The following is a 14,454-nucleotide window of genomic DNA, read 5'->3' as shown; positions in this document are numbered from 1 at the left end:
CAGCCGACCCAACATATAGTGGATCAACGAGACGGGCCGGTCAACGCCCAGAATGGTCCGCGGGCGGATTTTTTGGTTAACAAATCCTGAATGCGCAGCGGGGCCCGTCACACCCGATTAAACCGGATGAGAGGGCCCCGCAACAGGGTTAAATCCCGTTAATACAGGCGATCAGGACAGGTTCAGCAGTTCCGGGTCGCCGCCCTGGGCCGCGATGTTGATCGTGACCGTCCGCTCGCCGGCAAACCGGTGCAGATAGTGTGGACCGCCGGCCTTGGGCCCCGTGCCTGACAGGCCCTCCCCGCCGAACGGCTGCACGCCCACAACGGCGCCGACCATGTTCCGGTTCACATAGACATTGCCCGCCGGAACGATGGACTGAATTTGCCTGTGGAAAGATGCCAGGCGCGAATGGATGCCCAGGGTGAGGCCGTAACCCTTCGCCGCCAGCTCGCGCGCGATGGCACCGACATCGCGGCGCTTGTAGCGCACCACGTGCAGAATCGGGCCGAACACTTCGCGATCCAGCATGTCGAGCGAGGGCAGCTCGACCAGGGCGGGGCCGAAGAAGAAGCCGCGCTCGGACAGCTCGGTATCGTCGATCTTCTTGATCACCTTCGCGGCCGCTTCCATGCGCTCCATGTGGCGCAGCAGCAGCTCGCGCTGCTCATTGTCGATCACCGGGCCGACGTCGGTGGCCGGGTCCATCGGATCGCCCAGCTGCAGCTCGTCCATCGCACCGGCCAGCGACTCGATCAGCTCGTCCGCCGTATCTTCCGGCACGAAGATGACGCGCAGCGCCGAACAGCGCTGACCGGCCGATCCGAAGGCCGACATGATGGCATCGTCGACCACCTGTTCGCGCAGTGCGGTGGTATCAACGAACATGCCGTTGAGGCCGCCGGTCTCCGCGATCAGCGGTGCAATCGCCGTCTCCCGCGCCGCAAGCGACCGGTTGATCGCGCGGGCGACTTCCGTCGAGCCCGTAAAGGCAACGCCCTGTGTGCGCGGATCATTGGTCAGCGCCGCACCGATGATCTCACCCGTGCCCGGCAGGAAGTGCAGTACGCTGGCCGGCAGGCCGGCCTTCTGGAACATGCGGACCGCCTCGAACGCCACCAGCGGGGTCTGTTCGGCCGGCTTGGCGATAACGGCATTGCCCGCCGCCAGTGCCGCAGCGACCTGGCCGACAAAGATCGCCAGCGGGAAATTCCACGGACTGATGCAGACGAAGACGCCCCGGCCCTTCAGGCCCAGATGGTTCGTCTCGCCGGCCGGCCCGGGCAGGCGGACATCCGAATCGAACTCGCGCTCGGCCTGGGCCGCGTAGTATCGGCAGAAATCGACCGCTTCGCGTACTTCGGCAATACCGTCATTGAGCGTCTTGCCCGCCTCGCGTGCCATCAGCGCGATCAGGCGTTCCATATCCGCTTCCATCGCATCGCCCATGGCGCGCAGGATCGCGCCGCGCGCCTTGCCGCCGCGCGCATCCCAGGCCGGCTGGGCGGCGATGGCGATTTCAAAGGCGGCATTCACATCGTCGACCGACGCATCGACCGCCGTACCCACATACTCGCCGGAATCCACCGGTGACATGATATGGTGAGCAGCGCCGTCGAGCAGCTTGCCATTGACCAATGGCGCGGCCGTGACCGGTTCGGCCGTCTCGAAATCGCGGAAGGCTTTCGCCAGGCTGGCGCGGACCCGCGCCTGGGCCAGGTCCAGACCCTTGGAGTTCGGACGTTCCTCGCCGTAAAGATCGCCGGGCAGCGGAATGCGGGCGTGACGGTCGATCGTCTCGGCATCGCGGAACGGACCGCGCGCCACGTCTTCGACCGGCACTTCCGGATCGAGGAAGGAGTGCACGAAGGACGTGTTCGCCCCGTTCTCCAGCAGGCGGCGCACGAGATAGGGCAGCAGGTCCTCATGGCTGCCCACCGGCGCATAGATGCGCACCGGACGTTCCTCGTGAAGCTTGGCAGCAGCGGCATAGAGCGCATCGCCCATGCCGTGCAGCCGCTGGAACTCGTAATGCTCCACACCGGCCTGCTGCGCCATTTCACGGACAGCGCACAGAGAGTGGGCGTTGTGGGTGGCGAACTGGGAATAGATCTGGTCCGGCGCGGTCAGCATGACCCGCGCGCAGACGAGATAGTTGAGATCCGTCGCCGGCTTGGTGGTCCACACCGGGAAGTCCGACCAGCCCATCTGGTGGGAAAACTTGATCTCGGTGTCCCAGTAGGCGCCCTTTACCAGGCGCACCAGGAAGCGGTGCCCGGTGTCTCGGCCCAGCTCGATCAGGCGCTCGATCACGAAGCGCGCGCGCTTCTGATAGGCCTGCACGGCCAGTCCCAGCCCCTGCCAGCCGGCGAGATCCGGCTCACGCGCCAGCCGCTCGAGGAGTTTCAGCGAGACGACCAGGCGATCCGCTTCCTCGGCATCAAGGCAGAAGCCGATATCGTAGGATTTGGCCAGCGTGGCCTGTTCGAGCAGTTTCGGATAGAGCTCGGCCATCACCCGCTCTTCCTTCACCGCCAGGTATTTCGGGTGCAGCGCCGAGAGTTTCACGGAGACGCCGTGTTCCAGCTCGACCGGCTTGTCGCCGCGCACCTTGCCGACCGCATCGATCGCCTCGATATAGCGTTTGTGATAGCGCTCGGCATCGGCCGCGGTGCGAGCGCCCTCGCCCAGCATGTCGAAGGAGCACAGGGCACCCTCGCCCTTCTTCGCCCGCTTGATGCCTTCGGAAATGCTGCGGCCCAGCACGAATTGCTCGCCCATGATCCCCATGGCGCGGAACACCGCCGCCCGGATCACCGGCTCGCCCAGGCGCGCCGTCATCTTGCGCCAGTAGTCGCCGGGGTTCTGGCGCGCATCCGGATCGACATCGATGATCGAACCGGTCAGCATCAGGCCCAGCGTGGACGCATTGACCAGCCAGTTCTCGGACCGGCCCATATGCTCGGCCCAGGCACCGCCTGAAATCTTTTCCGCGATCAGCCGGTCGGCGGTCGGCGCATCCGGGACGCGCAGCAGCGCCTCGGCCAGGCACATCAGCGCCAGGCCTTCCTTGTTGGACAGGCCGAATTCCTGCAGGAAACTGTCCATAAGGCCGCGCGAACGCGTGGTCGCACGCGCCGTCTTCACCAGCTCGATGGCACCGTCATGAACGCGCTTGCGAGCGTCTGTATCCAGGCCCGTTTCATCCGCGAGACGCTTCACGGCAGCGCTCTCGTCGGCGAACTTCACCGAATCCAAATCATCCCAGCGCAGGGCTTCACGGGTCTGGACATTCATAACTGAAACTCCCACTCCAGCAAGTGAACGGCCCGGACAATGGTCCGGTCTTTTCGTCGGGGCAAGACAAGTGTGCGGGTCATTTGTGTTCGTGTGCGGCTAATTTATAACCGCGAAACACCGAAGAGCCCGTAACTTCGCCCAAACATTGCGTGATCTTGGTTCGCGACCCGCCAGCGGACAATTTCCTGTCCGCATTCCGGTCGGCGGCGGCAGGGTATTTTGCGCAGCAGAGCGTCCACCGGACGCAGTCCGCGCGGCGGATAACCGCTTTCTTTCCTTCAAGCCAGCGCTTTCGCCAGTATGCTAATGGCTGACATGCCGGACCGGTTCCGCTAAACGCGGCGGGACCCCGGTTGAACCGGCCACACTATCGGCCCGAAAGCGGCCCGGAAAACGGATCGAGATGACCGACAACAGCCAGCCCCTCGAAGACGAAACCGCCCAGACCGGCACGCAGCTGCAGACCACGGCGGACGATAAGGAAGAACGTCCCCAGCGGATCATGCTGGTGACCGATGCCTGGGAACCGCAGATGAACGGGGTCGTGCGCACCCTGTCGCGCACGGTCGATGAATGCCGCGCCATGGGACACCAGATCGAGGTGATCCATCCGGGCCTCGGCTACAAGACCTTTCCGCTGCCCACCTATCCGGAGATCCAGCTCGCCATCAATGCGCGCGGCGACATCGCCCGGCGCTTCAAGGAGTTCGAGCCGGAAGCGATCCATATCGCCACCGAGGGCCCGCTGGGCCAGGCGGCGCGCGGCATCTGCAAGAAGTGGGGCCTGCCCTTCACGACGAGCTACCACACGAAATTCCCGGAATACGTCAACGCCCGCTTCCCCTTCATCCCGCTCTCGGCGGGCTATGCCTTCATGCGCTGGTTCCACAACGCATCGGGCCGCATCATGGTGACGACGCCGTCGATGCGCGACGACCTCGCGGCCCGCGGTTTCAAGAACCTCACGGCCTGGGCGCGCGGCGTCGATATCGAGCTGTTCAATCCGGACAAGCGCCGCGTGAATGGCGAGGATGTCTATGAGGGCCTGGAGCGCCCGATCTGGGTGAATGTCGGCCGGATCGCGGTCGAGAAGAACATCGAGACCTTCCTCAAGCTCGACCTCCCCGGCACCAAGGTCGTCGTCGGCGACGGCCCGCAGCGCGAGGAGCTGAAGCAGAAATTCCCCGGCGCGGTCTTCCCGGGCTCGAAATTCGGGGACGAGCTGGCGCGCTATTTCGCTGATGCCGACGTCTTCGTCTTCCCGTCCTGGACCGACACGTTCGGCCTGGTGAATCTGGAAGCGATGGCCTGCGGCACACCGGTTGCGGCCTTCCCTGCCCACGGCCCCAAGGACATCATCCCCGGCTCCGGCGGCGGCTTCATCAATGACGATCTGCGCCAGGCCTGCCTGGACTGTCTGGAAATCGACCGCGCCGCGCCCCGGGCCCACGCCGAAAAGCATTCCTGGAAACAGTGTGCCATCGACTTCGTCGAGAACCTGACACCGCACCCCAAGCCGGAACGCCGCCGCTTCTGGCGCCGCCTGCGACGCCAGAAATCGCTGTACTGAGGCAGTACTCGCGATCCGGGAAAGAAAAAGCGCCGGTGAAGACCGGCGCTTTTTTAGTCTCTTGATCGATGTAGCGGCCGCTCAGTCCGGCGCCTGCGTCATCGCTTCCAGCGACTGCGCCTGGCTGGCGATTGCTTCGCGGTCTTCATCGCCCAGCGGGATCAGGCCGCGATCGGTCAGATAGCCGAACTCGCCCCAGGCCGCGTCCGAGGTGAACTCGGCGACATAGTCGGCCAGACCCGGCACGATCGCAGCGTGCTGGTTCTTCACGTAGAAGAAGAGCGAACGGGAGACCGGATAGCTGCCGTCGGAGATCGCGTCGAATTCCGGCGCCACGCCGTCGATCGTCACACCGTAGAGGCGGTCGTAATTCTGGTCGAGGAAGGAATAGCCGAACACGCCGAACGCGTCGGGCGTATTGACCAGCGTCTGGACGATGGCGTTGTCATTCTCGCCCGCATCGATCCAGCGGCCGTCCTCACGGATCCGGCCGGCAATGGTCTCGAACCGGTCGTGATCGGCATCGGCGAGGTCCGACATGCAGTCGATACCTTCGGCACCGGCCTGCATGGCCAGTTCGACGAAGGCGTCGCGCGTGCCCGAGGTCGGCGGCGGGCCGAACACCTCGATCCGCTGACGCGGCAGGGACGGATCAATGTCCGACCAGCGCTCGTTCGGATTGGCAACGAAAGACGAGCATGTATCGTCGGCGGGCACTTCCGAGGCCAGAGCCAGCCAGAGCTGGGTCAGCGTCAGATCGAGCTCTTCAGCCGCTTCGCTGGCCGAGCCCATGACGATGCCGTCATAACCAATGCGCACCTCTGTGATCTCGCGCACGCCATTATTCTGGCAGCGCTCGAACTCGGAGGCATGCATGCGGCGCGAGGAATTCACGATGTCCGGATGCTCGGCGCCGACACCGGCACAGAACAGGCGGAACCCGCCGCCCGAGCCGGTCGACTCGACAACCGGCGTGGAGAACTGGGTCTTGGCACCGAAGCTCTCGGCCACCGCCGTGGAGAAGGGGAAGACCGTCGAGGAACCGACGATGCGGATCTGCTCGCGCTGCTGGATGGCATAGGCACCGGCCGTGCCGACAGCGGCTGCCAGGAGCGCCGCGGTGAATTTGTTGAACGCTGACATGGGTGGGGGTCCCCCGTGGTTGGCTTTTCGCGGTTTCGCCTAGCGCCGAATTGGGACGAAACCAAGTCCTATCCGATGAGCGGGCACCGTCCGGCTAGACCAGACGCTTGCGCAGCAATTGCGACAAGAGGTCGATGGCGCTGACGGCGATGACGATGACAATGACGATGGCGGCGGTGCGCTGATAGTCGAAGGCGCGGACGGCTTCGAACAGGATCTGGCCGATACCGCCGGCACCGATCAGGCCCAGCACCGTTGCCGAGCGCGCATTTGACTCGAACCGGTAGAGACCGAAGGAGGTCCACAGCGGCGCGACCTGGGGAATCACCGCCCAGATCACCTCGTGCAGCGGCACCGCACCCGTGGCGCGCACACCCTCGACGGGCCCGTCATCGACCGCTTCGACGGCCTCCGAGAACAGTTTGGCGAGGACGCCGGTCGTGTGCACGGCAAGCGCCATCACCCCGGCCAGCGGCCCCAGGCCGACGGCCGCGATGAAGACCAGCGCGATGATCAGCTCGTTGATCGAACGGAACACATCCATCAGCCGGCGGACCGGCTGGACGATCCAGGCCGGCGCCACATTGCGTGCCGAAAGCAGGCCGAACGGGATCGCGGCGAACACGGCGATGAATGTGCCCCAGATCGCGATCTGCACGGTAATGATCATCTGCGGCACGGCTTCGCTGAAACCGTGGGTGAGATTCTGCCAGTAGCTGGCCCGTGACGCCGGGCTCAGGTCTTCCGGGAAGAAGCCCGCGATGAACTCGCCCATATCGCCAGCATTCTCGACCAGCAGGTAGGACCGGTCCATATCGGCGCTGTCGAAGCTCCAGACGAGGATGATCACCACGCCCGCCGCGATCACGGCATTGGCGACCCGTTCTGTCAGAGGCACGCGCGGCCCGGGGCCACGCGGGGCCGACGCCCACAGAAGGAGGGTCAGCAGCACCAGGACGAGCACCAGTATCACGCCGGAGGCCAGCCAGTTGATCTGCGAGCTGGCAGCCGCTTCCGCCGGGCCGGCCGCCGCCAGGCCTTCAACGGCACTGGCCTGGCTGATCAAGCCGGTATTGCCGGCTTCGACTTCGGCCAGGCGCTGTTCAAGCTCGGCCACCCGCGCGTCCCGCTCCGCCTCGGTCAGGTCCGGATCGTTCCGTGCCTCGGTCAGGTCGCGCACGATCTCCAGCTGGACGATGGGATCGAGGTGGGCGTTCGAGGACGGCAGGAAGAGACCGAAATAGAGCGGGTTCAGCACGTCGCGGGCCGCGGCGATCTCTTCCGGCGTGCCCATGCGGCCGTAATTCATGAAGAAGTATTGCAGGCGCTGCTTGGCTTCCTCGTCCAGGTCCGCACGCCAGATGATCGGGTCGGTCTGGATCGCCGGCGAGGTCCACACGACGCGGATACGGCTGGCAATATCCGGACGGGTCCGCGCCAGCAGTGTCATATTGGTCGTGTTGTTGGTCGCCACATCGACCAGACCGTTTGCCACGGCAAGCGCATTGGCTTCGTGATTGGCGTTGCGCACCGAGTTGAAGCACTCGCCCGGATCGATCCCGCGCGGCGCGAAGATGAAGGCCGAGGGGACGAGATAGCCGGAGGTGGAATTCGGGTCGCCCATGCCGAAATCGATCGACCTGTCACAGGCCAGCACGTCCTCGACGGACTGGATCGGACTGTCGACCGGTACGATGAGCACCGAGTTATAGCCCTCCGATCCGTCCGGATAGGTCGCCTTGGCGAAGACCTGGCCGCCGCCCAGGCGCACAGCCTGCAAGCCGGAGAAGTTGGAAAACCACGCGACCTGGATCGAGCCATAGCGCATGGCCTGGATCATCCCGGCATAGTCGGACGCGTAGAAGGGCTCGACGTCATAGCCGGTCCATTCCTCCATCGCAGCGATGAAGGGGCGCCAGTTGGATTCCAGGTTGGACGAGCTTTCCGTGGCAATGATGCCGAAATTCAGCGTGCGCCGTTCGCCGCTTTCCGGGTCGGCGCCGGACGCTGCATCCGGTCCGGCCTGCGGCGCGGAACAGGCCGACAGGCCGAGAACGAGGCTGACAAGCGTGATCCGGACGAGGATCTGGCAGAGCGCGCGGATCATTCCTCGCCTCCATAGAAGGCGGTTTCAAACTCGGGACCGTAGATCTCGATCAGCTTTTGCCGATCGAGGCCATTGGACGGACCATCATAGACAATCCGGCCCTTGTTGAGCGCGACCGTGCGGTCGCAATAGCGCTGGGCGTAGTCGACCTGGTGCAGCGTCACGACGACGGTCAGGCCGTCGCTCTGGTTCAGCTCGCGCAGCAATTCCATCACCTTGCGCGCGGAGACCGGGTCGAGCGAGGCAATCGGCTCGTCGGCGAACAGGACCTCGGCGCCCTGCACCAGCGCGCGGGCAATCGCCCCGCGCTGCTGCTGGCCACCGGACAGGTTGGAAGCCCGCCGGGCCGCAAACTCTTCCATGCCGACACGCTCCAGCGCATCCATGGCGGCCTGCTTCACCGAGTTGGGGAACATCCCCAGCGCACCGCGCCAGACGGGCAGACGCCCCAAAGCGCCCAGCATGACATTGCCGAACAGCGACAGGCGCCCAACGAGATTGAACTGCTGGAAGATGAAGCCCAGCCGCGCGCGGTTCTTGCGGACACGCGAGGCGATCTTGCCGCGCGACTGCATTGTCTGGCCCAGCACGGCGACCGGCCCGGACGTGCTGTCTGCTGGCTGCAGCGCGGCAGCCACGCGCAGGAGGGTGGACTTGCCCGATCCGGACGGCCCGATCAGGGCCACCATTTCACCTGGTTCAACCGCAAGGCTGACATCGTCGAGCGCTCGGGTCTCGCCGAATGTCATACGGACATTTTCGGCTTTGAGCGCCGGCACGGCGTCTGTCATCTTGAAAACACCCCTTGTACGCCCCGCCCTTGTGGCGCAGTCGCATGACACTTTTGTGACAGGAGCAGCATGTTTCTCACCCACGCCGCAACCCTGATTCTCATCATTGCGCTTAGCGCCCTGTTCTGGATCGACTTTCGTACATACCGCCTGCCCGACGCAATCACATTGCCGCTGATTGCAACCGGCCTGGCACTCAACGCCTTCGTGTTTTCCACGCCGTGGGTGTCGCTGATCGGGGCAGTAGCAGGCTATCTCGCCTTTGTCGCCGTCGAGACCGGCTTTCGCCGGATGACCGGCCGCAACGGGCTGGGCCGCGGCGATGCCAAGCTGATCGCGGCGGGCGGCGCCTGGTGCGGCGGCTGGCTGCTGCCGGCCATCGTGCTCGCGGGCACAGGCAGTGCACTCCTGTTCGTGCTGAGTAAAGCCGTCGTGCAGCGGCGCCTGCCGGGACGCGACGAAGCCTTCGCCTTCGGCCCCTGGCTGGCAGTCGGGATTGCCGCAGGCTGGATCTACCGCGCCTACGGGCCCGGCCTCTATCCGGTGCTCTAGGCGATACTAGCGGTCTGCCACCATCCGGCAGGCATAATGCCCGATCAGCGGCACGACGCGGGTCTGGCCGTTCGGCTGCAGCACCCGCATCACCACACGCTCGATACGCTGGCCTGTCGGCAAGGGCTCGCCAACGCGGCCGGACAACCGGATATCGAGCCCGCGGGCCGGATCGACATAATCGCGGCGATAGGTCTCGCCCGCGACATAAGGCGCCTCGCGCGGCGGCGTATAGAAGCCGTGCTCGGCGCCATTGGCGTAGACGCGGGCAAAGCCCTCGGTCTCGTTTTCGAAAGCGACAAAGCGATGCGCCGGATCGGCAGTCCAGAAGAAGGTGGCACAGGCACCGGCTTCCAGCGTCTGCGGCGGCAGCGCGCCGGCCGTTTCAGCGGCCGCCGCCGGAGCCGGGTCGGGCCGCGCCTGGCTCAGCGCCGGCGGCCTCTGCAATTGCGTGGAAGCGCTGCCAGCCGTCGCCGTACAGGCTGACAGGGCCAGCCCGGCCGCGAGAAGAAGCAGTCCGTCAGCGGTTCGCACCATAAACTCCCCGTCCCTGCGCCTGCCAGCGCTCACCCTCGGCCTCGAAACCGCCCAGCGCCAGCGCTTCGGCCAGCTCCGGACGTACCGTATCGACCGAGACCTGCCAGTCATAGCCCTCGGGGCGAAGCCGGGCGCTCCCCTCAACCGTCATGTCGGCACTTTCGCCGGAAAAGACGAGTTCCAGATCATCGCCATCGCAAGCCAGCATGCCGTCCAGCGCCGGCGCGTCGATATTGTAGGGCGCCGCCAAGGCCGCCAGTGCATCCGACCGCGCCGACCCGGTGGCGCTTTCGCAGCGCCCGTCGGTCAGACCAAGCTGGGCGATGCGCACAAAGACCGGCGCACGGGGGTCGAGCCCTGTGCGGCCTGTCTCCGCCAGACGGCCCAGCGGAACCGTCAGCGACACGTTTTCCAGTTGCACCCGGCCTGGCGCGATAATCGCGTGGCCATCGCCGGACAGACCATTGTCCGCCACGCGCCAGTCCACCGCCACACGTCCGGTCAGCAGCGCCAGCGGAGACACGGACACGGCCGTTTCGCGAATGCGCTCGCCGCCGATACGCAGTCCATAGACGCGCCCGTTCCAGACCGTGCCGAACACATCGTCATAACCCAGCTGTGCGGCGCCACCGGCGGCAATCGCCACGGCCTTCAGCGGCATGAGCATGACCAGCCAGACCGCGAGCATGGCCAGCACGAGAAGAATGCGCCCGATCATCGGCCGCCTCCCTGACGGCGCAGCACGAAGGACGCCTCGACAATGCCTTCGCCCGCCCGGTCCATCGTGGAGGACGCCACCTGGATGCCGAAGCCGGTCTCCAGCTCGACCAGCCAGGCCATCACGGCGCGGCTGTCGGCGCGGTCGATATTCACGGTCAGCGAGCCGTCGTCCGCGGGAACCATGCGCGCCAGTGAAATCTCGTGACGCAGCGCCGTCGCCCCGGCCACAGCCCGCAGCGAGCGGCCGGTATCGGCCTCTTCACGCGTTTGCGCTGCCAGCTGGCGATAGGTGCGGGCATCGTCCTGGATCGAGCGGTAGAGCCGCATCGCCGCGGCATAGTCGTCGCGGGCGCGATCGTTGAAGCCGATCAGCGGCTGCACGACCAGCACGCTGACCGCCAGCACCAGGACCAGTCCGCCGGCGACGCCGAGCAGGAGCTGCTCGCGCAGGCTTCGGCCGCCCCAGACCTGTTCGAATATGCGGGTCACAGCATTCATCGCAGCCTCACCGTAAACTCGCCCTGGATGGCCTGGCCGCTCTCGCGCGCGCCGCCATCTTCCAGCGCAATGCCCAGCGTGCCTGCCCGCGTATTGAGCGCATCGAAATCGGCAAAATCGGTATAGATCGCCGAGACGGACAGTTCGGACCGGGCCTGGTCGAACCGCACATGATCGATCCGCACCCGCTCATTGCCCGAAGTCAGCTCGCCCAGTGCCGCCATCAGCTGCAGGTAGGACGAGGCCTCCCCGCCGCCCAGACCGGACAGGCGCGCCGCCAGCAGGCGCTCGGCCTCGGCCGGAATGACCCGCCGGGTCACGTCCGGCACCGCGGCACGGAATTCGGCGATACTGGCCGCGTCGAAACGCTCGGCCTGCAGCCGGTAGTAGACGCCCTCGCCCGCCATCAGCGCACAGAAAGCCACCAGCAGACCCGCCGCCAACGCCACCGGTCTGCGGATCGGCCCCAGCAGGCCGCGCCAGTCGACCGTCGTCTTCAGCCGGTCGCCCAGCAGCGGCGGCAGCGCCGCAACGAATTCGGCCGGCAGGGCGCTGGCCTTGAGATCGAGATCGCCGCGCGGCACCTGGCGGAAATTCTCGCCGGCCAGGCCCAGCGAGGCCGAGACGGCGACCGTGCCGCCGCCCGCGCCCTCGACCAGCGGACCGATCACCGGGCCGAAGAGTTTGGGATCCATGGCACCGCCGGCCGCCTCGCCGGGCTTGCGGGTATCGGCACCATAGAGCCAGAGAATGCTGTCGCCGCGGTCAAAGAGGGTCAGCGCCACATCGCGCTCGGCGGCGGCGACACAGTCGGGCATCACCCAGGCCGGCCGCACGACCGCCTCGCCGATCCGTGCCGCCCACTGCGCGACACGGTCGCGGTCTGCGGCCATCACCCAGCGGCGTCCGTCCTCGGCGCGGGCACCGGGCACGATCTCGGTCGCGGCGAGCGACGAGGCCAGCGCCTCTTCGATCATGTAGGGCGCCGCCTGCCGCGCTTCGCGTTCACCGCGCGCGGGCAGGTCGATCAGACCGAGAAAGACATCTTCCGACGGCACGAGGACCAGGGTCCGGCTGACGCCGGGCGTGTCCGGCAGGTCCAGCGGCGCGCCGGGGTCGGCGACACCGGACGCGCGGCGCACCTGGCCGGCGCGGTCGATGATGGACCAGTGCAGCCTGTCCTGCCCGTCCAGCCTGAGGATCAGGTCCTGGCTCATGAAACGCTTCCGTAATTCTGCGAGAGACGGCGCACCTGCCCGCCTCCCAGACTCTGCACCAGACCGTTCAGCGCAAAGCGCTGTCCGGCATGGGCGACATGGATCTCGATCTCGAAATAGCGGGTCTCGATGCCGACGCGTTCGCGTACCGTGGCGTCCGGATCGAGCTCGCGCACGGCGTCGAGCGCCCAGAACGCCTCTTCAGTTTCGAACCCCGATGCCGGCCGGTTCAAAAGCAGGCCCTCGATGGCCGAACGCGACAGTCCGCCGTCAAAGGCCACCGCAAGCAGCGGCCACTGCGCGGCGGTCAGCGTGTTGATGTTCAGCGCCAAGGCCTCGCCGGTCGGGCGCACGCAGACCAGCGGCTGCAGGCGCTCATAGATGTCCGGGGTCATCGCCTCCAGCGCCAGCAGTTCGGCCCGCTCGGCCATGGGCGCATTGGCGGTGCGGTAGCCCGGATAAAGCTCGTCCTCGCCACCCGAAGCCACCGGGCGCATATCGCTGTCGATCCAGTCGGCCGCCTGCGCAGCGATCCGCACGGCGCGGGCGGCCGGGATCTCCATGGCGCGCATCAGCTGTTCGAAACGCTGCATCCGGGCGGTATCGGCCTGCCGCTCGCCCGACGCGCCGGCCGGAGCCAGGCTGTTCAGGTTGAAGCAGTTGTTTCCGTCGCGCACCCGGCCGGTCAGCGCGCCCTGCTCGATCGGGAAAGTGCGCGGTCCGTTGAGCCAGTCGGCATCCGGCCGCAGGGCCCGGCGGGGATCGTCCATCGACCGGGCGATCAGGCCTTCGGCAAACTCGCGCGCGCCGATCGCATACCAGTAGGCCTGGTCACGCACATCCATATTGGCCGACCGGCGCATGGCAAAACGCAGATCCCCCGCCAGCGCCATGGCGAGGCTCGCCATCACCGCCACCAGAAGGAGGGCCGAGACGAGCGAGGCGCCGCGTTCGCTATGGCTGTCGAGGGCGCGATGACTGTCGAGGACCGGCCGGCTCATGGCTGCGCCTCCGGGGTCAAAAGCACATGCTCCATCGCCCCCAGCGGCGGCAACTCGTAGCGCAGGCGCACGGCCGACGGCATCACGCCCTGGCCGGTCTCGGACAGGAAGACCCGGTTCTGCCAGACTGCACCGACGAGGAATTCGAGGGTGAAGTCCTCACCGCCCGCGATCAGCACCTGGTCGGTGATCCGCGTCGCCTCGCCGGGGTCGGGATAGTCGCGCACCCGGCGGACCAGATCGCCGCCGCGTATCAGATAGGTGACATGGACCAGCGAGCTGCGCGGCCGGATCAGGCCCGGATTGGCCCGGCCATGCCGCGTGAACACCATCAGCACCCGCTCGTCCGCATCGGTCTCGTAATCGGCCAGGCCCGTCGCCGCGCCAGCCAGGATCCAGGGGTCGCGATAACCGGCTTCATCGCGCACGGCGCGCCGGGCGATCTGGCCCAGATCCTCGCGTAGGAGGGTGCGGGCGCGGTCGATCATCGCGGTCCGCTCGAGCACATCCGAATTGATCTCCCGCGCCCCCACGCTCGATGCCATCAGCGCGACCGAGATCGTCCCGATCACCGCGAAGACGAAGACAGAGACGAGTATCTCGACAAGGGAGAAGCCGGCCTCGCGCACCGGTGCGGCCGTACTCATTGCGACCTCCGGAACGTGTCGAGCTCGGCGCCGAGATGCCCGCTCTGCGCCTCGCGCACTTCCAGGTGCAGACGGACGAGACCGGCATCGTCGGTCGGGCTGACCGCCAGCGACCAGTCATAGTCCACCCCGGCAATGGCATACTCGCCCGAACCGGATTGCGGCGGGCCGGGGCGCAGGATCTGGCCGTTGAGAATGTTCTCGGCCGCCACCATTGCCAGCGCCCGCTCCTGCACCGCGGCGGTATTGCGCGTCGTCGCCTGGGTCATGTTCATCAGGGCGAGCCCCGCCACCGAGAGAACGGCGAGCGCCATCATCATCTCGATCAGCGTGAACCCGCTTTCAGGACTGGAAACCGGCGCGCGCATGGA

13 protein-coding genes are annotated in these 14,454 nt (G+C 66.4%); 2 read left to right on the top strand and 11 right to left on the bottom strand.

Going from position 1 to position 14,454, the window contains the following annotated elements; genetic code table 11:
- Nucleotides 1-171: 171 nt before the first annotated feature.
- Nucleotides 172-3,297: a bifunctional proline dehydrogenase/L-glutamate gamma-semialdehyde dehydrogenase PutA gene (gene putA, locus ABJO18_RS10725; RefSeq protein WP_348508925.1), complete on the bottom strand. Its 3,126-nt coding sequence runs from the start codon at nt 3,295-3,297 to the stop codon at nt 172-174.
- A gap of 505 nt (nt 3,298-3,802) precedes the next feature.
- Here putA and ABJO18_RS10720 point away from each other — a divergent pair.
- Entirely contained in the window at nt 3,803-4,870 is a 1,068-nt protein-coding gene (locus ABJO18_RS10720) for a glycosyltransferase family 1 protein (protein ID WP_348508927.1), read from the top strand.
- An 81-nt stretch (nt 4,871-4,951) separates the two neighbouring features.
- Here the strand turns inward: ABJO18_RS10720 and ABJO18_RS10715 are convergent, their stop codons facing one another.
- The 3 genes from ABJO18_RS10715 to phnC all read right to left on the bottom strand — a co-directional run bounded on the left by ABJO18_RS10715 (nt 4,952) and on the right by phnC (nt 8,911).
- Nucleotides 4,952-6,013 (bottom strand): substrate-binding domain-containing protein, encoded by a 1,062-nt coding sequence (locus tag ABJO18_RS10715; protein ID WP_348515903.1) that lies wholly within the window; start codon nt 6,011-6,013, stop codon nt 4,952-4,954.
- Between the two features lie 94 nt (nt 6,014-6,107).
- Nucleotides 6,108-8,120, bottom strand: a complete 2,013-nt coding sequence (phnE, locus tag ABJO18_RS10710) for a phosphonate ABC transporter, permease protein PhnE (RefSeq protein ID WP_348507172.1) — start codon at nt 8,118-8,120, stop codon at nt 6,108-6,110.
- The gene (gene phnC, locus ABJO18_RS10705) at nt 8,117-8,911 is read right to left on the bottom strand and encodes a phosphonate ABC transporter ATP-binding protein (protein WP_348507171.1); all 795 of its coding nucleotides are present in this window, start codon (nt 8,909-8,911) and stop codon (nt 8,117-8,119) included. Before phnC ends, phnE begins: the two co-directional genes overlap by 4 nt.
- A gap of 69 nt (nt 8,912-8,980) precedes the next feature.
- On the opposite strand from phnC, the gene ABJO18_RS10700 reads away from it, so the two are divergent.
- Complete coding sequence (locus ABJO18_RS10700; protein WP_348507170.1) at nt 8,981-9,463, top strand: A24 family peptidase; 483 nt, start codon at nt 8,981-8,983, stop codon at nt 9,461-9,463.
- A gap of 6 nt (nt 9,464-9,469) precedes the next feature.
- Here ABJO18_RS10700 and ABJO18_RS10695 read toward each other — a convergent pair whose 3' ends face one another.
- From ABJO18_RS10695 to gspI, 7 genes are read right to left on the bottom strand one after another with little or no spacing between them, the layout of a single operon-like run.
- Complete coding sequence (locus tag ABJO18_RS10695) at nt 9,470-10,000, bottom strand: hypothetical protein (protein ID WP_348507169.1); 531 nt, start codon at nt 9,998-10,000, stop codon at nt 9,470-9,472.
- Nucleotides 9,984-10,718: a type II secretion system protein N gene (locus ABJO18_RS10690; RefSeq protein WP_348507168.1), complete on the bottom strand. Its 735-nt coding sequence runs from the start codon at nt 10,716-10,718 to the stop codon at nt 9,984-9,986. The genes ABJO18_RS10695 and ABJO18_RS10690 overlap by 17 nt, the downstream gene beginning before the upstream one ends.
- Nucleotides 10,715-11,218 (bottom strand): type II secretion system protein M, encoded by a 504-nt coding sequence (locus ABJO18_RS10685; RefSeq protein ID WP_348507167.1) that lies wholly within the window; start codon nt 11,216-11,218, stop codon nt 10,715-10,717. Before ABJO18_RS10685 ends, ABJO18_RS10690 begins: the two co-directional genes overlap by 4 nt.
- On the bottom strand, nt 11,215-12,435 hold the full coding sequence (gene gspL, locus ABJO18_RS10680; RefSeq protein ID WP_348507166.1) for a type II secretion system protein GspL: 1,221 nt from the start codon (nt 12,433-12,435) through the stop codon (nt 11,215-11,217). Before gspL ends, ABJO18_RS10685 begins: the two co-directional genes overlap by 4 nt.
- A complete protein-coding gene (gene gspK, locus ABJO18_RS10675; RefSeq protein ID WP_348507165.1) occupies nt 12,432-13,436 on the bottom strand; it encodes a type II secretion system minor pseudopilin GspK in 1,005 nt (334 codons plus the stop codon). The genes gspL and gspK overlap by 4 nt, the downstream gene beginning before the upstream one ends.
- Nucleotides 13,433-14,083: a type II secretion system minor pseudopilin GspJ gene (gene gspJ, locus ABJO18_RS10670; RefSeq protein WP_348507164.1), complete on the bottom strand. Its 651-nt coding sequence runs from the start codon at nt 14,081-14,083 to the stop codon at nt 13,433-13,435. Before gspJ ends, gspK begins: the two co-directional genes overlap by 4 nt.
- Nucleotides 14,080-14,451, bottom strand: coding sequence for a type II secretion system minor pseudopilin GspI (gene gspI / locus ABJO18_RS10665; protein WP_348507163.1), 372 nt, complete (start codon nt 14,449-14,451; stop codon nt 14,080-14,082). The genes gspJ and gspI overlap by 4 nt, the downstream gene beginning before the upstream one ends.
- Between the last annotated feature and the right edge of the window lie 3 nt (nt 14,452-14,454).

The sequence above is a fragment of the Maricaulis sp. genome, from assembly GCF_039978735.1.
Classification (GTDB): domain Bacteria; phylum Pseudomonadota; class Alphaproteobacteria; order Caulobacterales; family Maricaulaceae; genus Maricaulis.
This window is presented reverse-complemented; position numbering and strand designations above follow the sequence as displayed.